Source organism: Candidatus Xenohaliotis californiensis, assembly GCF_963930935.1.
Classification (GTDB): Bacteria; Pseudomonadota; Alphaproteobacteria; order Rickettsiales; family CAWVOK01; genus Xenohaliotis; species Xenohaliotis californiensis.
This window is the reverse complement of sequence record NZ_CAWVOK010000033.1, coordinates 58116-81372: the sequence shown is the minus strand read 5'-3', so window position 1 is coordinate 81372 and position 23257 is coordinate 58116. Positions and strand designations below refer to the sequence as shown.

Annotated in this window: 18 protein-coding genes; 8 read left to right on the top strand and 10 right to left on the bottom strand. The window is 31.9% G+C overall.

Annotated elements, in window-relative coordinates; translation table 11 throughout:
* The coding region (locus AABI72_RS04545) for a glycine--tRNA ligase subunit beta (RefSeq protein ID WP_338364852.1) at positions 1 to 1205 on the bottom strand (1205 nt) is incomplete at its 3' end.
* A 171-nt stretch (positions 1206 to 1376) separates the two neighbouring features.
* Between AABI72_RS04545 and dnaK the strand changes: the two genes are divergently transcribed.
* On the top strand, positions 1377 to 3320 hold the full coding sequence (gene dnaK, locus AABI72_RS04540; protein ID WP_338364850.1) for a molecular chaperone DnaK: 1944 nt from the start codon (positions 1377 to 1379) through the stop codon (positions 3318 to 3320).
* Positions 3321 to 3333: 13 nt separating this feature from the next.
* Positions 3334 to 4467 carry a molecular chaperone DnaJ gene (dnaJ, locus tag AABI72_RS04535; RefSeq protein ID WP_338364847.1) on the top strand — a complete coding sequence of 378 codons (1134 nt, stop codon included), beginning with the start codon at positions 3334 to 3336 and terminating at the stop codon, positions 4465 to 4467.
* A 113-nt stretch (positions 4468 to 4580) separates the two neighbouring features.
* Here dnaJ and AABI72_RS04530 read toward each other — a convergent pair whose 3' ends face one another.
* The gene (locus tag AABI72_RS04530) at positions 4581 to 7115 is read right to left on the bottom strand and encodes a PBP1A family penicillin-binding protein (protein ID WP_338364845.1); all 2535 of its coding nucleotides are present in this window, start codon (positions 7113 to 7115) and stop codon (positions 4581 to 4583) included.
* Between the two features lie 12 nt (positions 7116 to 7127).
* Complete coding sequence (mutM, locus tag AABI72_RS04525) at positions 7128 to 7940, bottom strand: bifunctional DNA-formamidopyrimidine glycosylase/DNA-(apurinic or apyrimidinic site) lyase (protein WP_338364843.1); 813 nt, start codon at positions 7938 to 7940, stop codon at positions 7128 to 7130.
* A 703-nt stretch (positions 7941 to 8643) separates the two neighbouring features.
* Between mutM and pyrF the strand changes: the two genes are divergently transcribed.
* Entirely contained in the window at positions 8644 to 9309 is a 666-nt protein-coding gene (gene pyrF, locus AABI72_RS04520) for an orotidine-5'-phosphate decarboxylase (protein WP_338364841.1), read from the top strand.
* A gap of 41 nt (positions 9310 to 9350) precedes the next feature.
* On the opposite strand, the gene AABI72_RS04515 is transcribed toward pyrF, so the two are convergent.
* On the bottom strand, positions 9351 to 10781 hold the full coding sequence (locus AABI72_RS04515; protein WP_338364839.1) for a hypothetical protein: 1431 nt from the start codon (positions 10779 to 10781) through the stop codon (positions 9351 to 9353).
* A 103-nt stretch (positions 10782 to 10884) separates the two neighbouring features.
* Positions 10885 to 11220, bottom strand: a complete 336-nt coding sequence (locus tag AABI72_RS04510; RefSeq protein ID WP_338364837.1) for a hypothetical protein — start codon at positions 11218 to 11220, stop codon at positions 10885 to 10887.
* Between the two features lie 22 nt (positions 11221 to 11242).
* On the opposite strand from AABI72_RS04510, the gene AABI72_RS04505 reads away from it, so the two are divergent.
* Positions 11243 to 12376, top strand: coding sequence for a complex I subunit 5 family protein (locus tag AABI72_RS04505; protein WP_338364835.1), 1134 nt, complete (start codon positions 11243 to 11245; stop codon positions 12374 to 12376).
* A 468-nt stretch (positions 12377 to 12844) separates the two neighbouring features.
* On the opposite strand, the gene AABI72_RS04500 is transcribed toward AABI72_RS04505, so the two are convergent.
* From AABI72_RS04500 to AABI72_RS04480, 5 genes are all read right to left on the bottom strand, one after another.
* The gene (locus AABI72_RS04500) at positions 12845 to 13501 is read right to left on the bottom strand and encodes a hypothetical protein (protein ID WP_338364833.1); all 657 of its coding nucleotides are present in this window, start codon (positions 13499 to 13501) and stop codon (positions 12845 to 12847) included.
* 117 nt (positions 13502 to 13618) lie between these two features.
* On the bottom strand, positions 13619 to 14176 hold the full coding sequence (locus AABI72_RS04495; protein ID WP_338364831.1) for an NADH-quinone oxidoreductase subunit C: 558 nt from the start codon (positions 14174 to 14176) through the stop codon (positions 13619 to 13621).
* 309 nt (positions 14177 to 14485) lie between these two features.
* Entirely contained in the window at positions 14486 to 15685 is a 1200-nt protein-coding gene (locus AABI72_RS04490; RefSeq protein WP_338364828.1) for a hypothetical protein, read from the bottom strand.
* Positions 15666 to 16454 (bottom strand): hypothetical protein, encoded by a 789-nt coding sequence (locus tag AABI72_RS04485; protein ID WP_338364826.1) that lies wholly within the window; start codon positions 16452 to 16454, stop codon positions 15666 to 15668. The genes AABI72_RS04490 and AABI72_RS04485 overlap by 20 nt, the downstream gene beginning before the upstream one ends.
* A 47-nt stretch (positions 16455 to 16501) precedes the next feature.
* Complete coding sequence (locus AABI72_RS04480) at positions 16502 to 17287, bottom strand: hypothetical protein (protein WP_338364824.1); 786 nt, start codon at positions 17285 to 17287, stop codon at positions 16502 to 16504.
* A gap of 164 nt (positions 17288 to 17451) precedes the next feature.
* Between AABI72_RS04480 and AABI72_RS04475 the strand changes: the two genes are divergently transcribed.
* From AABI72_RS04475 to AABI72_RS04460, 4 genes are read left to right on the top strand one after another with little or no spacing between them, the layout of a single operon-like run.
* A complete protein-coding gene (locus AABI72_RS04475) occupies positions 17452 to 18054 on the top strand; it encodes a DUF2460 domain-containing protein (RefSeq protein ID WP_338364822.1) in 603 nt (200 codons plus the stop codon).
* Positions 18051 to 18869 (top strand): DUF2163 domain-containing protein, encoded by an 819-nt coding sequence (locus AABI72_RS04470; RefSeq protein ID WP_338364820.1) that lies wholly within the window; start codon positions 18051 to 18053, stop codon positions 18867 to 18869. Before AABI72_RS04475 ends, AABI72_RS04470 begins: the two co-directional genes overlap by 4 nt.
* Positions 18866 to 19312 carry a hypothetical protein gene (locus AABI72_RS04465; RefSeq protein WP_338364816.1) on the top strand — a complete coding sequence of 149 codons (447 nt, stop codon included), beginning with the start codon at positions 18866 to 18868 and terminating at the stop codon, positions 19310 to 19312. Before AABI72_RS04470 ends, AABI72_RS04465 begins: the two co-directional genes overlap by 4 nt.
* Positions 19313 to 19322: 10 nt before the next feature.
* Entirely contained in the window at positions 19323 to 23060 is a 3738-nt protein-coding gene (locus AABI72_RS04460) for a glycoside hydrolase TIM-barrel-like domain-containing protein (protein ID WP_338364814.1), read from the top strand.
* Positions 23061 to 23257: the final 197 nt, after the last annotated feature.

Sequence of the window (23257 nt, the reverse complement as noted above, 5' to 3'; positions counted from 1 at the left end):
CCTTGGAGTTTAGGGAATTCTTTTGTAATACTCATTGTTAGGTCAAGTTTTGCTATATTGGCAGCTTTTTCAACTTGGTCAATTTGTGCATGCGGTATCCATATTGCAAGATATTTGGCAAGTGCAGTTATTCTAGTTGTTTTTTCTGCCATATCACCCAGTGATTCATAAAATGAGATTCTCTGCAATCTGTTGTATAGTAATTTTGGGTCTTGAATAATTGATTGCTGCCAGATGTGCATTGCATCCATTAATCTTGATTCTAACATTTTACGGTAGCCATCAACAATTATTGTTGTTGGTGGTATATTTATTGCTGTAATAGTTTTTGATGATAGCGAGCCATCTTCTTGCCACATAGGAAGAAAACTGTATGTCTCCAGCACACTAACTATGATTTCTTCTGGCAGGCTTGCAACTAGTGTTTGGTTTATCTCTACTAGCATTGCATGTGGCATTTCTGTTGCAAGTGCTACTGCAGATGCATCTTTTAAGTCTTGTGATATTTTCATGTGGTATTCTGCTGCTATCTCTTTAATTTTATCTCTGAATATTCTCACTCTTTCATTTTGATCTAAGATAATATTGTTATCTAGCATGCATTTTATATATTCATCAATTGAATTAATTTCTTTTTTTTCACTGTTTTTTATAAATCTGCCTGTGTAAGTTGTGTTGTTAGATTCTATATGGCCAAGTGTTAGTTTTGCTTTTTCATTACTAAGTACATACATTATATTGTGAATTGGTCGTGCCCACTTTAATTCATGTGTACCCCAGTGCATATTTTTTTGCCATTTTATTGTTTGTAAAGTGTTAGTTAGTATGTTGGTTATAGTATGTGTTATAGCTAGGCTTTTTCTGGCAATACCATAAAATTTTTTATCTCTAATGCTAAATGTTAATAGTGCTTCTGGTGTAGTATTGTGTTTTTTTGCAAATCCTATAATGCTTATACTAGATGCATCTGTAGATGGACCTTTTATATAACTTTCTTCAGAATTATTAGTTATTATTTTGTGCACAATTAGCACCAATCTTCTTGGTGTGCAAAATCCTATAATTTCATTGTGTTGTATTTGTTGTTTCTTGAGTAATCCTTTTATATTTTTTGTTAACTGGTCTACTGCATTTAGTTGCTCATCTATCAATATCTCTTCAGAGAGACATTCAAAAATTAAATCTATACTCACTGTTGCCCTCATATTTTTTAAAAAAGCTTAGAACATATTATGTAATTGCTCAATTTGTATGAATTATAACAATATTGTTTTATGTAATATAATTATTTTGACTAGATAATTATAGCAGTGTGCTATTGAAAAATGAATAATAGTCATTATATCTTAATATATATAACTATTAATGGGTTGTTTATGGCATCTAAAAATGTTGTTGTGGGCATAGATTTAGGTACTACAAATTCTTGTGTTGCTTTTATGGATGGGTCTGATCCCAAGGTGATTGAGAATCTTGAAGGAGCCAGAACTACTCCTTCAGTTTATGCAGAAACCAAAAATGGAGAAAGATTGATTGGTGCTCCTGCAAAAAGGCAGATGGTTGTTAATCCTGCAGGTACTATTTTTGGTGCAAAAAGGTTAATAGGCAGGAAATTTAATGATTCTGAGGTAAGTAAATATTTAGATTTGGTTGGTTATGAGTGCAAGCAGGGAAATACTGGTGAAATTGATGTGTTGGTCTCTGGGAAAGAAACAAATTCTTACTCACCCGCACAGATAGGTTCATTTATTTTGCATAAGATTAAAGAATTTGCTGAAAACTATATAGGGTCACCTGTTACTGATGCTGTAATAACAGTTCCAGCATATTTTAATGATGCACAACGTCAAGCAACTAGGGATGCTGGGTCAATTGCTGGTTTAAATGTGCTTAGAATTATTAATGAACCAACGGCAGCAGCTTTAGCATATGGGATTGATAAACAGGAAAGTAAAACAATAGCAGTTTATGATTTGGGTGGTGGTACATTTGATGTTTCAATTCTTGAGCTTGGTGATGGTGTTTTTGAAGTAGAAGCAACTAATGGCAACACTCATCTTGGTGGAGAAGATTTTGATATGAGAATACAGCAGTATTTGCTTGATGAATTTAAAAGAGATAGCTCTATTGATTTAACTAAAGATGTTTTAGCTATGCAGCGTTTAAGAGAAGCAGCTGAGAAGGCAAAAATTGAACTATCTAGTGCTAATAGTACAGATGTAAGCTTGCCATATATAGCTGCCGATCCAACAACTGGGCCAAAACATTTATCAGTTGCCATAACACGTGCTAAATTTGAGTCATTGGTTGCAGACTTGATTAAAGCAACTATAGAGCCATGCAAAAAAGCCTTGGCTGATGCAAAAAAGAGCACAGATGATATAGGTGATATTATTTTAGTTGGTGGTATGACTCGTATGCCTAAAGTTGTTGAGACTGTGCGTGAATTTTTCAAGAAAGAGCCAAATAGAGGTGTGAATCCTGATGAAGTTGTGGCTATGGGTGCTGCCATTCAAGCTGGTGTTATGTCGGGCGATGTAAAAGATGTCTTATTGCTTGATGTTACGCCAATATCAATTGGTATAGAAACATTAGGTGGTGTATTTACAAAGCTTATAGACCGAAATACTACTATTCCAGCTAAGAAATCTCAGGTGTTTTCTACAGCTGATGACAACCAACATGCTGTTACTATTAAAGTCTTCCAAGGAGAGCGTGAGATTGCACAACATAATAAATTGCTTGGACAATTTGATCTTATAGGCATCCCGCCAGCTAGAAGAGGCATGCCACAAATTGAAGTTGTATTTGATGTAGATGCTAATGGCATAATGCATGTTAGCGCTAAAGATAAAGGATCTGGTAAAGAGCAAAGTGTTAAAATACAGTCTGGTGGTGGAATGTCTAAAGAGGAAATTGAGCGCATGATAAAAGATGCTGAGAAACATACTGAAGAGGATAAGAAATTTCGTGAAAGAGTTGAAGTACGTAATAAAGCTGATGCATCTATATATTCCGCAGAACAGGCATTATCTGAACATGCTGAGAAAATAAATCCAGATAATAAAAGCAAGATTGAATCTGCTGTTAAGGATTTAAAAGAAGATATTAGAAAAGATGACTTTGATGCTAGTGCCATAGAACAAAAAGTGGAAGAGTTAACTAAGTTGACAATGAGCATTGGTGAAGATGTTTATGGCAATAGTGCTGCAGCTGCAGCTGGTTCTACAACTAGCACATCAGATGAAGTTAAAGAAGACAAGAAAGATGATGACACTGTTGTTGATACAGAATATAAGAATGTTAGTGATGATAATTAAAATTTAGATAACAATGACAAATAGTAAAGATTATTACAGTTTGTTAGGGGTAGGAAAGACTGCTTCTGCTGATGAGATAAAAAAAGCCTACAGAAAGATGGCAATGAAGTATCATCCTGACAAGAATCCTGATGATAAAAATGCTGAAACTAAATTTAAAGAAGCAACAGAAGCATATCAGGTGCTTAGTGATCAACAACAGAGAGCTGCATATGATCAATATGGTACCGCTGGTGTATCTGGTCAAGCTGGCTTTGGTGATGCTGGTGGTTTTGATTTTACAGATATTTTTAGTGATTTATTTGGAGGGACTTCACCATTTAGCACTCAAGGTGGTGGTAGAAGAAGTAAGTCTTCTGCTGTGCGTGGTGATGATACTAGACAAGGATTAAAGATAACATTAGCTGAAGCATATAAAGGTAAACGAGTTAATTTGTCATTTATTTCCACTAAGAAATGTGAAAAATGTCATGCTACTGGTAGTGAAGATGGTGCAAGGCCATCCCGTTGTGAACAGTGCAAAGGCATTGGTGTTGTGCGCACACAACAAGGTTTTTTTACTATAGAGAGATCATGTCCAAATTGTGCTGGTGCTGGTGAAGTAATAGTAAAGTTTTGTTCAGCTTGTGGTGGAGAAGGTAGAGTTCGTCATGAGAAAAAACTCTCTATAACAATTCCACCTGGCATTGAAAATGGTACAAAAATGCGTTTATCTGGTGAGGGTCATGCTGGTTATCGTGGTGGCTCAGTTGGTGATTTATTTATAGTTGTTACTGTTATGGAGCATGATTTTTTCTACCGACAAAGTGATGATCTGTGCTGTAAGATTCCAATTAGAATGACAAAGGCTGCTTTAGGCTGTGATCTTGAAGTTCCTCATCTTGATGGTCATAAATATTCAATTAAGATACCAGAAGGAACACAAACTGGAAGTAAATTTCGTTTAAAGAACAAAGGCATGAGGTCTATGAAGAGTAGCAGAAATGGAGATCTTTATGTAGAAATAGTAGTGGAAACACCTGTACATTTAACATCAATACAAAAAGATATACTACTGTCACTTGATAAGGAATTGGCTGATAGATCGAGTCCATCTGCCAGTGGTTTTTTTGATAAGATTAAGAGTTGGTGGAGTCATTCCACATAGTTTATAATTTAAGATTTCATCAGTATCTGGCACTATGTATAAACTATAGTTGTGTAAAGTTTACTGATGAAAAGATTAATCTATGGGAATTTTTGTGTTTTACTGTGCTGCTGCTAATTGTTGGTTAATGCAGTGTTTGAATGAATTGTGTCATTATTTATATCCTCAGACAATTCATTAATTATTTCATCCAAATCATCATCATTAATTGCTATCATCCATTTGTTATGGTCTGCATCATAATAATGTTTACGCTCAATTATAGATAATATTTTATCTTCTTCGCCTATTCTTAATGCTTCATGCATTATGTTATTCATATTTGGATTTGTGATTTGTTTAATAGGCACACCTGTTGTTTGGTCAATTGTTACTATGTTTACACCAATAGGTATTTTAAATGGTTGTGATGGCTGTTCTGCAAGTGCTTTTAACATAAAATTTTTAAATATTGGCAATGCTATACGTGAGCCAGTCTCTTTTTTTCCTAAGCATTCTGGACTATCAAATCCAGTATATACACCAACTACTAGATTATTGGTAAACCCTATAAACCATGCATCCATATTACCATTTGTGGTACCTGTCTTGCCAGCTATAAATTGATTTTTAATCTTGGCTGGTTTAGATGTGCCATTTTTTACACTACCCTCAAGTAAAGAGGTCATTTGATAGGTATGCACTGGATCTATTAGCTGTTTTGAGTTTTTATGAATTAATGGTGGTAATGGAGTTAGCATTTGGAAATCTTGTGCTGTTTCTAGCAAATTGCATCTTGCACATTTCAAATAGTCCACTTTGTAGATGTCTGATCCTCTAGCATCCTGTATTCTCTCAATCATATGGTTTTGAATATTGTAGCCACCATTGGCAATTATGGCATATGCTCTTGTCATAGTCATTAGGCTTACCACTTCTGAACCAAGTACTGAAGCATAGTTGTTCAAGGGTTTGTTGTGTATATTAAGTTTTTTTATTGTATCATTTATTTTATCCATTCCTAAGAATTTTGCCAGTCTTACTGTTATTAAGTTACGTGACTGCTCAAAACCAGTTCTTACAGTGATTGGCCCCATAAAAGTGTTGCCAATATTTCTTGGTTGCCACAATGGCAGATAAGTTCCTTGTTCAATTGATATATGATCATCTAAAGCAATTGTGTTAGGAGTTAAACCATTTTCTAAAGCAGCAAGATAGACAAATGTCTTAAAGATAGATCCTGGCTGTCTTAATGCTTGGGTGGCACGGTTAAATTGATTTTCATTGTAGTTATAGCCACCAACCATAGCCAGTATGCTGCCTGAGTTTGGCTCCATAACTACAATAGCACCATTTATTTTTGGTATTTGTTTTAGATTATAGCAGCCTAAGGATTTTATATTTGCACTAACCATAATTACATCACCAATTTTTAGTACTTGTTCCATTTTTTTTGGTATTGACCCAGTGTTACTATTGTCAATCCAAGCTTTAGCCCATTTTATATCAGATAGCAGTATAGTTCCTAGAGAGCCATTCTCTAGACCTATTTCTGCCTGTGAATCTTCAATATTAAGCACTACAGCCATTTTCCATGGTGCAATATTTGGATAGAGTTGTTTTATGTTAATGAGGTATGAAGCCCAATTATAGTCTCTTACTAGAAGTTCATCTGCTATGTTTTGTATTGCACCACGCCAACCATGCTTTTGGTCATAGTTTTCTAACCCATTTTTTAATGCTATTTTTGCAAGATTTTGGTAAGATAGATTTAGTGTAGTATGCACTGTTAATCCATTAGTGTATAGTGCATCTTCTCCATATTTTTTTATTAGATTTTTACGTACTTCTTCTACAAAAAAATCATTATGAATCAGATGTTGATCACTAGATGTCGTTATTGATAGTGGTATAGATTGAAAGATTTTTTTTGACACTTCATCTATGTATCCATCATCATACATTCTTTGTAGCACCCAATTTCTTCTTTGCTCAGCTGCCCTTGGAGATTTTATTGGATTTAGCTTGCTCGGTGCTTTTGGTAGTGCAGCAAGTAATGCTGCCTCATCTATAGATATTTCATTAATTGATTTACTTAAATATTTAAGTGCTGCTGAAGATATGCCATAAGACCCATTGCCCAAGTAAATATGATTAAGATATAATTCCATTATTTTATCTTTTGTTAAAGATGAGTTGACTCGATATGCAAGTATAGCTTCTTTTATTTTTCTTTTTAGGGTTCTTTCATTACTGAGAAGGAAGTTTTTGACAACTTGCTGTGTAATTGTTGAGCCACCAACCATGCGTTTATTATCTGCAAGTTTGTATACATTTTTTATTGCAGCCTTAACAACTCCTGAGAAATCAACACCTTGATTGTTATAGAAATTTTTGTCCTCTGCAGCAATAAATGCATTTATAATATGTTTTGGTATATCTTCTATTGCAGTGAATATTCTATGCTCTTTAGCATATTCTGCTATTAACTGTCCTTGTGCACCATAGACTCTTGTTACAGTTGGTGGTTGATAGTTAGATAGCTGCCAATGATCTGGTAGATGTCTGCCATACCAATATATTGTGCATGTTATTACTATACACAATATGGCTACAGCCATTAGTATAGTATACACTATATGAAGAAAAAATCTTGCTACTTTTAACACAAGTATCCTTAGTTACTGTTGGCAGTTTTCACAATAAAATGTTGAACGATTATTTTGCTTTATTTGTTTTATTTGCATATTACATATATAGCAATTTTTATTAGCTCTATTATATACTTTAAGCTTGCTTTGGAAAGTACCTCTTTTTTCATTGGGTGATATGTAGCTTTGTATGCTAGTTCCTCCATTGTTAATTGCCTGTTTGAGTATTTTTTTTATGGCTATTAGCATATTTTCTGCTTCTGTTGGCAATATGTAGTTAGCTTGTTTTGTAGGGTGTATTTTTGCCATGAACAATATTTCTGAAGCATATATATTGCCTATACCATTTATTTTCGTGCCATCCATTAAAAAGGTTTTTATACTACTCTTTGCTTGTTGGGTTAGTTGATATAATATACTTGGAGATAATGCTAGATCAAAAGGATCATAGCCAATATTTTTTAACAAACTATGTTCTTTTACATTTTTTGTACAAACTGTAGTTATTATGCCAAATCTGCGTGGATCATTGTATGCCAGTAATAGATTGCTATCTAGTTTTAATAAAAAATGATCATGTTTTTTTGTTTTTTCTCTAACACGCCATGAACCTGACATTCCTAGATGTGAAATTAGACTGTACCCATTGTTCAGATTGATTAGCAAATATTTTGCAATACGATTAATGCTAATAATTTTTTTATTAACTAGTATTGTGTCTATATTGCTTGGTATTGGTATTTTTAGAGAATAGTTAAGCACTTTGGTCATTGTTATAATGTTATTTATGACAATGTTTTCTAATGCAATTCTAGTGCTTTCAACTTCTGGTAATTCAGGCATATTTTATATTATAATTAACACTAACTATTCATACAAGTATCTATATTTGTTGTAAATTCTTTGCAGTGCTCTGTTGTAATTTTGTGTATAATTTAATATTTTTGTTATATGGAACAGTGCAAATAATTATTTTTGAACATTTTGAATATCATTAAGCTTAAGGACTTAAAGTTAAGTGAGATATAGATAACTGGCTGTCAAAGACTAAATTTAAATAACAGTTAAAAATTTATATAAGATCACTGTGTGCTTTGATTTATAGATAACTGGCCATGTTAAAGGTTAGATTTAAGCATAAAAATTTATTATAATGTTGTATATTAAGCTACTTAATAGTTAATATTAGTTAATAATTTAATTTTTTTATATAAAAGTTATTTTCAAATAAGGATAATTATTAATGAAAGACATTCATAGGTTTTCAGCAATTTTGTTAATAATTTTTTTAATAAATATTTTAATTATAATCAGTAAATTAGGTAACTATTTATAATCTGCATATATTTTCTAGTTAACAGCATTTTAGCGTTTTTCTCAGAAGTTATTAGCCATAGATAATGGTTAACTCTTTTTTTAGTTTGTAATAATTTAGCTCTATTTATTGACAAAATTGAAAAAGTATGCTATTGAACACTCTATGCAAATTAGAGTGAGCATGAACTAAGATGTCTTTGCATTGCAGTTAAAATTAGATGGAGTTTATGTGAATAAAAATGGCCTTATTTTAGCTGTTGACAATAAAGATATAGACAGTGCCTTATCTTTAATCAAAATGACCTGTAATTACATAGAAATGGTTAAAATTGGATTAGAGTTTTTTGTGGCAAATGGTCCTACAGGAATCCAGAGAATAAAGAAAGAGATAGATGTTCCTATATTTTTGGATTTGAAATTATTTGACATACCAAATACAGTATATAATGCAGTAAGAGCAGCAATTAGAATGGATATTAAGATGCTTACTATACATTTGAGTGGAGGATTGGACATGGTGCAGGCTGCTAGTAATGCAATAGGTGATTCAAAGACAATACTAGTAGGTGTAACAACTTTAACAAGCTCTAATTCTTCATTGGATTCTGTGTTAAAGTTGGTAAATATTGCACATGTTGCTCATATTCCAATGGTAGTTTGTTCTGCATGGGAAGCACTTTCAATAAAACATAATTACCCTGAAATACTAACTGTAGTGGCAGGAATCAGAGGGAATAGTGATACAAAAGATGATCAAAGAAGAGTAGCCACTCCATCTGTTGCAATAAAGCATGGAGCAAATTTTTTAGTTATTGGAAGATCAATTACCAACAGTGAAAATCCAAGAAAGCGTGCTGCTGCTATAGCAGAAGAAATTGCTAAAATTGCTAAATAACAGCATTATTGCATGAGTCATATTTAAGTGTGCTGTTGAGATTAGTATTTGTGAAACATATTCCAACTGGAGGATTTGGTATACTCTAAGAAGAATCTCGTATCATCAATTACAGAAGTCATTATTGGATAGGTAGATTTGAAGTTACTAACAACAGGAATAATCATTTCATGATCTATATATACAACATCGTTATCAGTAATTCCTAGTGATCCAAGCCCTATACTATGTGATATGATATAGAGCCCCTTATCTCTATATTGAGCGCTTAAAGGCTTCATCATTAAAGTTTTAATTGTAAGTCCATATGTTGTTATGATGCCTTGGGCTTTATGTAGTATGCCAGGATTTAGAATAAGTTTGATTTGATTTCCATCAACCTTAAGATAACCAATATCAGGTGCTATAAAAATTTCTTTATTTTGCATTGATCTAACAAGTGCTACAATATTTTTCTCAACATAAACTAAACAGGACTTAGTTGTACTTTTCTCTGTCATAAGGGCAGACATATCTGAATTTTGACAGTCTTCTACAACACAAAAATACCCTGGAGTTTTGATTTCTGCTGGGTTAACTCCTGTGTTAACGTTTTTAACAAGGTTTTTTACACTTGTATCTCCTGCTATATAATAATCAACTACTAAATTAATCTGCTCAGGATTGCTAACATTTTTTGTTATACTGCTACTTGTTGACATTGTTTTATAAGCATTTAAGATTGCACTGTAAGACAACCAACTTAAAATATCATCAAAATAATTATCTTTTAATCCTTGTCTAACGCTTGAGCTATATAAAAAAATATTGCTGTGAGTACAATTCTCACTTTCTAAGAAAGTTGTATCACATGCATTAATTATTTTACCTTTACTGTTATGGGCACCCATTCCAGATTTTCCATAGCTTATCAATAAATAAGCTGGTTGTTCCATGCCACTTGCAGATACTATTTTGCCTTGTATATTTTTTATTTCCAATACTGGTGCATCACCTGACTTTATGCTATATGTTGTGAATGATTTTTTGTCTATTGCTAGATTTGCAATTACTACATAAGCTAATCTTCTGTGCCATTTATCATACATATAGCTCCTAGGTAATCCTAGTTCTTTAATTGGTATGGTGCCATGTACTATCTTTTTTTCATTTTTGCCACTAACAATTATGCCATTACCACTGCTAACACTGCTACAGTTAACAGATTTGCCAAATGATACATCTTTACTTAATGCTTCTAGTGATGCTGGACATGGAAGATGGCCATTGATCTTTGCATATGATAGCAATGCATCATTTATTTTTGCCATTCTGTCTTCTGTAATGCGCATGCCACTGATTGTGTAGTATAAGTTTGTTGCATCCATTAAGAAAACAGTTAGCATGCTAACTACAACTACTGCAATCATGCTTTCTATAATAGAAAATGCACTTTTATTGAATTCACGTATAATACTGGTTTGTTGCAACATTTTAAATAACAGAGCTCTATTTTAGATATACATAAAATTAATTAGTTAAATTTTAATTACACTAAGTAAATAGCAATGAATTCTAGCAAAAGCTTGAAAGAATTTATTTTATTGTTATTCTTGTTACCATTAGGATTATTTTATGATTTACAATGCTTTCAATATGCTCATCCATATTGCTAGCCACATTATCACCTTTAGTGGTTGCAATTTTTGGATTAATTATTCCTGTGAAAAAACGTCTATTGTTGGAGATTTTTACAACTATTGGCTGTTTGTTTTGTTTTGTATTTATGCTGTATTCTGCCTTAATATTTTTCACTGGAGGGTATTTCAGCTTTTCATTATTTAATATAATGCCTAGGCTAGCAATTGCTTGGAAGATTGATCTTGCTGGTATTGTGTTTGCATTAAGTGTTTCATTTCTTTGGATGTGCACTGTTTTTTATGCAATTACATATATGAAAGATTGGGAAGATGTAAGAAGTTTTTTCTCTTTAATTGCTGTTACTATATTTTCTACATTTTTAGCAGCATTTGCTGCAAATATGATAACGTTATTTGTGGCATATGAATTAATGACAATTGCCACTTATCCATTAGTGCGTTATAATAAAACAGATGAAGCAAATAAATCTGCTAAGGTTTATCTGTTTACTTTGTTGTCTACTTCCATGGCATTACTCATGCCAGCAATTATTTATCTTTACAATTTAAACCCCACAATTCTTGATTTTCATGCCAGTATTAATTCTACGATAACTATTCAAAATAATGAGTTGTTGATTTTGTTATTGTGTATGCTTTATGGGTCAGCTAAGGCTGCTTTGTTCCCTGTTCATTTTTGGCTCCCTATGGCCATGGTAGCGCCAATGCCTGTAAGTGCACTTTTGCATGCTGTTGCTGTTGTAAAAATGGGGGTTTTTGTAATTATAAGAATGGTATTTTTTGTACTTAATGTTGTTAATAATCAAACACAAGAACCATTCTATGTACTAACTTATATATCAATTGCTTCTATGATATATGCATCAGTTTATGCTCTGCAGGAGAATGTTATAAAGAAACGTTTAGCATATTCAACAATAGCACAGTTAGCTTATATATCAATGGTAACATCCTTGCGAACTAAACAGGCCTTTATTGCTGCAATGTTTCACATGGTGGCTCATGCATTTGCCAAAATAACACTATTTTTTTGTACTGGAGTTATTTATAAAAATACAGGTAAAACTACTGTTACTGGAATGCGTGGTACTGCTAGGGTAATGCCATTCACTATGACCTGTTTTACTATTGCTGCAGCATCAATAATTGGACTTCCACCAACAATAGGATTTGTTAGTAAATATCTAATTCTACAAGCATTTGGTCAAGAGCTTACTACATTGTTGGTATGTGTTTTGTCTGTTGGTTCATTGTTTAGTTTGTTATATTTAGCACCAATTGTATTACAATCATTAAAGAAAGCTAGGAGTGATAAAGCATTGCCAATAAAAGAAAATTGCTCATGGGCATTGTTTGCAATTTTTTTAACTACACTAATAGTATTGGTTTGTATTGCTATCCCTGTGGACAAAATCTTTCTAAGATAAATGCTATCACAGCATTGCTATATAAAAAATGCAATTAGCTAGTAACAATTCTATTGTTTGTTACACTTATTTAATGTTGTGGATAGTGAGTTTATTTTAAATGTTGTTGTCTTGCTTTACTTAGTACAAAGACATTCTAAGCTCAGATAATTAGTTTTATTTCAAGTTACCTAAGAGAGAATTCTAGTAATTTTGTATATCATTAGTTTTATATACTTCTAATATTGATACCAGACACTGTGTAAGATTTTATAAATGTTATAGAATCTATCATTAAAGTAAAAATTTGCAGGATTGAGCCTGAATAAAGTGTATCTATATCATTCTATAATTACTAATGATACATTATTAAATTAGCTGTGAACAATGAGTTTTAACTACATATATTGTTAGCTCCACAGAAGCTAAGGATAAAGTTAATTTAGTAAACATATAATATGGCACTAAGATAGCAATTTTATAATGAAATTATTCAATACATAAAGATTGTGCTGGTGCAGAATGAAATTGATAGCTTTCATTATGGACAGCAGATGATGTTAAGCTTAATGATGTTGGAGTATCTTGAGGAGGGGGGTTAATACAACGTATCATTTGATTTGTTTGGCTTTGTCTTGCTGACATTTCTTCCAATCTATCAGGCAATATTGGCATACAAAAGTTTGTTAAATTGACACTACTATTAAGTGGTTCTTCTATAAGATTTTTTCTACTCTTGTTGGTAAAAGATATTGTTTTTGGATGGAATATACACACCCCATCATTTGTTAATTTGTTTGTGATATCGCTATCTGCAAGAAGAAGTGAGAATTTTGCCATATCACTATTTGTGCATAATACCATTTGGAATTTAGTATAGCCATATGCTGTGTAATCACCTGCTGTTATAATAGATTCAAGAACTTTTTCTTCAAGTGCTAAACTGATAGCATTTTTTACACTAATTGATAAACAACATTTGGCAAATTGTCTTCCTTCTGTATTATGTGATATATCTTGAAATTTAATTTCTAGAGTAAAGCTATTATTGTCATACAACAAACAGTTACTTTTTCCCTTTATTGTTTTACGTATACAAGATAGTATATTTGTTGGTCTATATATTTTGTTTATTTTTGCAAACATAATAATTAGCCTTATAGATAGGAGATATAAGCAAATATATAACAAAATTATATTTTTTATTATAAAATAATTTTCATATGCTGTCTAATTAAAATTATTAATTATAGTTATTAAATACTATTGATCATTCCATGGGCTTATCTGATTTAGATGTCTATAGGACTGCTCTAAATAAACTGGTTTTTTTATAACATCCTTTTCAATCTCACTATAACCAACCTCATAATTGCCACTTAAAGGAAAATCTTTACGCAATGGATATCCTTCAAAGTCATTTTCTAAGAGTATACGCTGTAGATATGGGTGGTTGTTAAATTTTACACCATACATATCAAAAACCTCACGTTCAAACCAATTTGCAGCATTAAAAATTTTTACAATAGAGTTAAGGCTTTGGTGTTGTTCAGCCATAGTCTTGAGCCAAATACGTTGATTATATTTTATACTAAGTAAGGAGTAAATTACCTCAAAACGCATTTTTATATCTGGATAGTCAACTGCAAATATCTCAATTAATGTTGTAAATTTACAGAAATTATTATCTTGTAAGAAAGATATTGCATTTATAAGGTCTAATGGTGATGTATGTGCTATAAGCATACTATTTATAACAATACAGTCAGTAATACTTGCATTGCTAGACAATTGTATTGCTAGTTCATTTTGACAAAGCATCAGTAAACCATCTATAAAACATATATCATAATATAAAATATTAAATAATGTATAACAACAATAGATTAACATTAAACAACTTTAAACAATTAGATTTTATTACCCTGTTTAGTAAATAATAGAAATATATTGGTTGAGTAGTTAACACTATTGCCAAGGTGGAGTTTGGTATTGTTATATTATTTCAATAAACAATGAGTTTGTTTACCTAGAATTAATAAATATTTTTTAGGGCAAAATTAGTTATAGGATAATTTTATGTATAAAGATTTTACTATTTACTTGCTAATTTATGGTTTTGATTGCTATCTATCTAGAAACACCACTATTTAATTGATCTCTATTGTGTTGCATAATGTCTTCTAAATGATTCATTCTTATGCTAGCAGGATCACTATTCACAATTAAATTATCTTCTGGTAATCTTCTTGAAGAAAGGATTTTTTTCATAAATTCTACAACTATGCCACCACAAATATATGAATCATAACCTTGTAGATTGTATTGTCTAATGTATTTATGACTATATGTTATATCTAACATCCTGCCACTGTATAGTTCTGTAAATTTTTTTGCAACACCAATAAGAAAATTTTTTTGTATATTTTCTAATGTTGCAGATCCAAAAGAATCCATAAGGCTATATGATACGTGAAATTTGTTGTGATCAAGTCTTATTTCCACTACACCAAGAGTCCAATGGGATCCTGTTGAACTCCTATTGCCATTTTCATAATATGTGCTACCATTTGAAAAAGGCATTAGAAGCATTGCCCGACCATCAGAGTTTAATGCATTGTTAAATTTTTGTTTTAATTCATTTCTATAAGCTAAAGCCTCTGAATTTGTAGGATTAGGTACCTGCATTTCAATAGCCTCATGAACGTTTAGTAAAGTATCAAATGTAGCACAGTGAAGTTTGAATGTATTATTATCAGGGCTATTATTATCTGCTATAGCATAAAGCCTGTTTATAAGAGAATCATCATAGTATTTACGTTGATTTTGTAATATTTTCTTATGTTTATTGTTTTGTCTAGAGAGAAGCATAGTTGAAGATTTTGCAGACAATATTGTTGATTTTGGATGTATTGGTATAGTTATTTTTTTTTGTTTTAAATTATGTTTGTTCAGGTAATGTTTATTATAAAAATGGTCATCACAATAATTAGAGTTAGATGAGGTACTAGGATTGTTTAAATTTTCATCAAAGCTTAGTGTAGCTTGATTGCCAAATTTAACAACAGGTGAGCTGTAGGATTCTACAAGAGCTGTCACTAACTCATCTAGTGAATCAGTAGGCCTATTTACTGGAGCTAGCTGATCATCAGGATTATAAGATACTGATGCAGAGGCATGGATGGCAGGAAGATTAGTTGTTCTACTTGAGATATTGCTTAATCTTAACTTTTTTTGTTTAATAGCTTCCCATGTCAGTCTATCTTCTTCAGCATCACTTGGATCAATTGTCAATAGTGAATCAGTAGGCCTATTTATCTTCTTCAGCATCACTTGGATCAATTGTCAATAGTGAATCAGTAGGCCTATTTATTGGAACTAGCTGATCATCAGGATTATAAGATACTGATGCAGAGGCATGGATGGCAGGAAGATTAGTTGTTCTACTTGAGATATTGCTTAATCTTAACTTTTTTTGTTTAATAGCTTCCCATGTCAGTCTATCTTCTTCAGCATCACTTGGATCAATTGTCAATAGTGAATCAGTAGGCCTATTTATTGGAACTAGCTGATCATCAGGGCTATAAGATACTGATCTGGGACTTGAATCAGTAGGCCTATTTATTGGAACTAGCTGATCATCAGGACTATAAGATACTAATTTGGGGTAGGTATGGCTATTGATGGAGGGGTTGTTGGTTTTAGTTAATTTTTTTCTTCTTAGTTTATTGCCTGTAATGTTATTTGAACTATGTTTTTTTGATGTTGAATGATTCCTGTTGCCATGTATTGCTAGTCGATTAACATAATTTCTATAATTATTTTTTCTAGCATTCTTGCTTAGTTTAAAGTTTTTTATTCTGTTATTTAAGCTATTATTAGTAATTTTACAAGGAGTACTTTGTCTTTGGGTTTGAGTAGTCTTAACTCTATTTCTATCAATATTTCTCAATGTATTTTTATGTCGTTTATTTCTAAAGTTTCTATTAGTAATATTTTTTCTTTGAGTATATTGTTCTTTTTTCTGTTTGCTTTTTAGTGCATGCCCTAAATTATAGAGCTTCCTTAAATGATGTTTGCATCTAAATTGAGATTTCATAGTAAAGATTGTATAATATATAATTAATTAATTACATTGTAATTATTTTATATTATTGAGAAGACAATATTTATCCATTGTTTTGATCCTTCCATAACCCATTCTGTGAGTATTGTGTATAAAATAATTTGCTGTATACGAATTACTGTGCCTGCAAATACTATATTTCTATCTCCTTTTATAATTTGGTGACAGGCATTGATTATATTAATTGTTTTTTCTGCACCACATACTCTAGTGGCAACTGCATCAACAGGAGTGCTTAATATACCAGCAAACAAACCTGTAAGTAAAGTTAACCAAAATACTATAATAGCATTAAGATTAAAAGTTTTGGTAATCTCAAAGGAAATAGTTGCACCAAGCCAAAATACACTATTGCGCATTAAGATTAAAAGTGCCATTGTCAGTAAGCTGGTTTCATTTTTGTTGTTATTGCCTTTATTTTTATTAATCTCACGTATTTCAATTCGTAAAGTAGCTAATGTCTCTATTAAACCACCTAACAATGAACGCAGCATAGGTGCAAAAAATAAAAGTTGTTTGTCTTTTAATAGTAAATTAGAAAAATAATTAGAAACGCCAAAACTGGCTGAGCTAACAAAATTTAGCAATGAATATGCAATTGCAGCTCTAAAAAATACACTAATTCCATGCATTTTATATGAATTTTTAGCTATATTAAGATATTTTTTACCTGTTTCCTGTCTCATAATTTTTAAGTATTGCATTGGTGCAATAAGTAATGAAAGTATTGCAGCTGTAGCTCCAAATACTATGCCTTCAAAAGACAAATGATATAATTCAGACAAAATAGTATGAAATCTATGCATTTTATCAAGCACTATGTTAACCAAATAGTTTATCTTTAATATATTATAATCATTTATGAAAAATTAGCAAATATGCATAGCAACAGCAGTATATAAAGCACTATTGCTTTGGTAATAAGAAACTCATAACTATAATCAATATTAGCTAATATTAGTACAGAATTATGATAGATTTTGTTGAATCACTTTTCCCTGAAGATATTGCATATGGTGCTGTAGGTGGCCCTGAGTTCTATACAAGAATCACTGTTACTAGCAGTGGTAAAGAGTATCGTAATATTAATTGGATAGAGGCTCGCAATAGATACAATGTGTCACATGGCGTAAAAAATCAAGAACAAATGCAAAAGTTACTAGCTTTTTTCTATGCAATGCATGGCAAGGCTATTGGATTTAGATTTAAAGATTGGCTAGACTATAAAGTTGAAGCACAAACCATAGGAACTGGTGATAATTCTAATAAAACCTACCAATTATTTAAGATCTATAATAACAATGGCAATGTGTATAAAAGAAAGATTAGTAAACCAACAAATTCAGTTAAGATTTTTTTAGATAAGGTTCAACTAGATTCAACAGAATTTAAGATTGATATAAAGACTGGATTAATAGCTTTTAATAGTCCTCCTAATAACAATGTAGCAATAATAGCTAGCTTTCATTTTGATGTACCTGTGCGCTTTGATAATGATAGGCTTATTGCCAGTATTGATGAATCAAATAGATATACTTGGAAAGATATTAATTTAGTGGAGTTAAAGCTATGAATGATGAGATATCCAATAAAGTAAGTTCAATAGCATTGTGCTGGAAGATTGCTAGATTAGATGGCACAGCGTTATATTTCACTAACCATGATAATGACATTGTGCACAATGGTACTATGTATATAGCCACAATTAGCTTCAACCCAAGTGAATTATCGCAAAGTATCAAAATGGATAATGGTGGCTTTGAAATTGATGGAATAATTGATAGTAAACTTATAAAAAGACATGATTTAATTTCAGGATTATATGATGGTGCTGAAATTCATTATTTGTTGATAGATACAGAAGATGAATTTAAGCCTGCAGTTTTAGTTAGGCATGGCTATATTAATGCTATTAAAATTATTGGTGAGACATTTGTAGCTGAGATTGAAGATGTTTTGTCTAAATCATCAAACAACATTTGTGCATCATATTCTATGCTATGCAGAGCATCAATAGGTGATGCTCTTTGTAAAATAGATTTAACGAAAATTAGTGTATCAGGTACAGTAGAGAGAGCTACTAGTAATCGCGTTTTTTTTGACAGTAGGTTAATACCTGATTCAGGACGTTATACTGCTGGGAAAATTATATTCACTTCGGGATTGAATAGGGGCTCCACATTTACGATAAAAAAACATGTTTATGGTGAGGTTGCACTAACAACATCTCCTGATTTTGCAATAACAGCAGGTGATCAATATAATATTACTCCTGGTTGTGAAAAAACAATTGAAGCATGTTTTTTTAAGTTTGGCAACAGCATAAACTTCAGAGGTGAGCCATATATTCCTGTAAATGAAAATGGATCAAGAGTTGTGGTTAAATGATTGGTGCCAGTATTGCACTAGAAGCTAGCAGCTGGATTGGTACTAGGTTTATCTATGCAGCGAGAACTAAAAAAACTAGTTATAGTTCTGGAGGTTGTGATTGTGTTGGTTTAGTGGTGGGAGTTAGCAATGCATTAGATCTGCATCCTAAAGGCATTTGTTTGTGCTCTGTGTTACCAAAAGGTAGATATCCCAAGGCATTGAGCAGAATAAAAATGCTTAGTAAGCTTCATAGATTTTTATATGTAAAAGAAAGTCTTTCTTTAGGTGCTGTGGTTGTTTTTGCACAAGATTATGGTATTGCTCATCTTGGTATTATTACTGGATACAATTGCAATAATTGGTTTTTTGTTCATGCATATATAGATCTTGGCATGGTTGTTGAGTCATCTATTGACAAGTATTGGGGTAAAAATTTAGTTGGTATTTTTTCTTTATACTAAGAGGTATTTAATGGCTACATTAGCACTTTCAACGGTTGGTAGTATTGTTGCAGGTGGCACTGGTGGATTGCTTGGTGCTATTACTGGAAATTATATTGATCGTCAAATTTTTGGTATAAATAAATTTTCTGAAGCAAATAGCATACAAAACACTGCAAATATAACAATACAAGGTGCAACATATAGCAAAAAAATACCTTTAGTGTTTGGTTCTATGAAATTGGCTGGCAATATAATATGGGCACTGCCTGTTAAGAAAGTGCCTGTTGTTGAAAACACTGAAGGTATAAATCTATTTAAGCCACGTAATAATTTTACTGGTGTAGAATATATGTATTATGCAACTCTTGCAATAGGATTATGTGAGGGAGAGGTTGATAGTGTTGTTAGAATGTGGGCTAATGATAGTCCTATTGATATGGATAAAATTAATATCAAAATATACAAAGGCACTGAAGAGCAAGATCCTGATAGTACAATGCATTCTTTAGATAAGGCAACTCCTGCATATCGTGGTTTATGTTATGTTGTAATTACTGAATTTCCTCTTGCAAGTTATAACAATCAACTGCCAACATTTACGTTTGAGGTTTCCTGTGTTAAAAAGATTTCTAAAGGAGATAATTCTTTAGATTTAATTAAAGCAGTTAATATTGGCCCAGGTTTTGGTGAATTTTCCTATGATACTGTAGTGCAAAACAAGATTTCAGTTTATCAGTACTTTGATCAATATCACAAGAAAGGAGGGTTTACACCAATTAATTCAAATAGCAATACAAGCAAAGCTGATGCACTTCTCTCACTAGATAATTTATCCAACAATTTTTCTAAACTAGAATGGATATCTGTTGCAATTGCATGGTTTGCAAGCAGCGTAAATTGTGGCTCATGTTCCATATATCCAACAGTAGAGTATAGAGATGGATTTACAACATCACCTAGTAAGTGGTTAGTTGCAGGAATTACAAGAAAGAATGCAAGATTGGCATTCTCAAATAGCAAAGGTGAATTGATTTATGGAGGTACAGTTAGTGATAAATCTTTAATTAGTTTACTTGAAGAAATTAGGAGAAGGGGTTATAAGATTATGCTGAATCCAATGATATATGTTGAGGATTTACAAGGTCAAGGGAGTAATAAAATTACTGGCAGTAGTGCTAGCGTAGCTGATTTTTTTTCAGACAATTCAGATTATGTAAGATTTATAATACATTATGCTACAATTACTAAAGATAAAATTGATTGCTTTTCAATAGGCTCATCATTAAAAGGACTTACATCAGTATGTGATGGTGCTAAATATCCAGGTGTAGAAGGACTTATTAAACTTGCTAATAATGTAAAAAATTTGCTTGGTCATAATGTATACATTACGTATGCAGCTGGGTGGGATGAGTATAATTCATCTGAGTTAGATTGGAGTATGGATTCTTTATGGGCATCAGATAGTATTGATTTTGTGGGTATTAATGCATATTTCCCACTAACTGAAAAGTCACAAAGTGAAATAGGATATAATATAGACACTATAGTCAATGGATGGAATAGTGGTGAGGGTTATGACTATTACTATGCAGATTCAGCAAGAAAGACCAAACAAATTAAATATAATAAAAAGCTATCTGCATGGAAAAATATTGAATTATGGTGGCAATCTAGTCATCAGAGATCAGATGGATCTAATAGTTTATGGGTACCTAAATTAAAGAAAATATGGTTCACTGCCTATGGATTTAGCAGCATGGATGCCTGTGCTTCACAGCCATATGTTTTTTATAATAAAAATAATACATCACCTAATTTACCATTAGAATCATGGGGCAATGTAGATTTTCAGGCACAATATTCTGCAATATTTGGCACTGTTAAACGATGGGCTACTTCCAGTGTAGTGGATCACATGTTTCTATGGTATTGGGATGTTAGGCCATATCCATTTTTTCCAGCACTTTACAATGTTTGGGATGATACAGAAAACTGGATGTTAAGCCATAGCATTCAAGGAAAAATTGGATCATTAACTCTAAACAGCATTGTGCAATATTTATTTAAAAGAAGTGGTATAAAAGTTGACACATTGGGATTAGCTGACTATGTACATGGACTTATAATTAACAGTGAAATAACTCTAGGTGAGATTATTGATGCTCTTAGATTTTTTTATTTTTTTGATATTGCACAACGTCAAGATGGGAGTGTAGTTGCAACATCAAATCTTACTCCACGACATTTTATAATATCCAATAATGATTTACTCTGGTTGCAAGATAAAAATGTTTTATCAATACGTAGAGTAGGATACAGTTCATTGCCTAAATCTATAATGCTTAATTATTTTAGTAGCATTAATAACTATGCCACTATAACAACAAATGCAAAACTAGATGATGCATCATCAACTATAAAACATACCAAGAATCTGACAGTTTTAATGCCTGTGGCACTTATTGATGCCTATGCAAACTCTATGGCTGAAGCAATATTAGAGAAAATATGGGTTGAGCGTAATATATACTTGCTAAAGTTGCCACTACAATACTGTTATTTAAGTATTGGTGATGTTATTGAATTTATGGCAGGCAATGATAAATATGTGTTGCGTATTGTGGATATAAGACAAGGTAGTTCCTTGAGGATACAAGCAGTACAGCATGTTAAGCAGACACTATATGGATGGGCTGCTGAGGTAATAAATGTTAATTATAAATCCAGTGCTAGTATTGGTACTCCTAGTTTGATATTTACAGTTGTTGATTTGCCAAATGTGAGTGGCATTGGTGGTTTGACAATGGCCGTGTGTTCAGAATCTAAGGATTGGTCTGGCGCAATAGTATATGTTGCTAGAGGTAAAGATAGCTCTTTTGAGCAATTAGCAAATATAGAAACACCAACAACAATGGGCTTTACTGTTAATAAATTGGGTGATCCTGATAGTGTTTGCACAATTGATAATATAAACTCACTTCTTGTAACACTACATTATGGATTGTTAGAGAGTGTTGATATAGATGAATTTCTTGATGGTGCAAATACTGCATTAGTTGGCGATGAAATAATTCAGTTTCAAAGTGTTGAGTTGTTAGCTGAGGACACATATAAATTAACTAATTTGCTTCGTGGTAGATTGGGCACAGAGGATTGTGTAACAAAACATATGGTAAATGATCGTTTTATATTGTTAGATAAAAATGCTGTATTTTTTGCTATGAATAAAAAAGATATAGGTTCTGAGTTTATTTTTAAAACATTGGCAATTGATCAAATGGCAGCTAATTCTGCTCACACAACAAGTTTACAAGATATAAATGCACATAATGTATTAAAATTAACATATGTTGCTAATGCATTAAAACCTTACTCAGTGGTAAACATAAGTAGTAAGAAAAACAGTGATAAATCTATTGATATTAGCTGGGTACGCAGATGTCGTGTGAATGGTGAATTGAGGGATTTTGTTGATGTAGCACTAGATGAAGATTATGAAAGATATGATGTTGACATAATAAAAGATAATACAGTAAAAAGAACTATGCAAATTGATGTGTTACATAATACAATAAAACAAAAAACCATTCAAATGGCTGATGAGAAAACACTAGATGGATCATGTTATTTAAAATATACTTATGAACAACAAATAGCAGATTTTGGTGCAGAAATTTCATCATTGCATTTGTCAGTATATCAAATGTCTAGCTTGGTAGGAAGGGGATTGGTTACAAATAAGATTATTCAGGTGCCAAAATAACCTAGTAATATAGTTTAACTTTTTCTATGCTGACTGGTGTAGCTGACAACCATAAGTATTAATACTGATGTATTTAAAGACAATGGTTTTGTTATTTTGTTAAAATAACTTAGCAATATGATTTTGTTTCCATGTTAATTAACCATGCAAGAAGGTCTAGAGAAATTAACTATGCATTTAAATTGTAGATGACAATT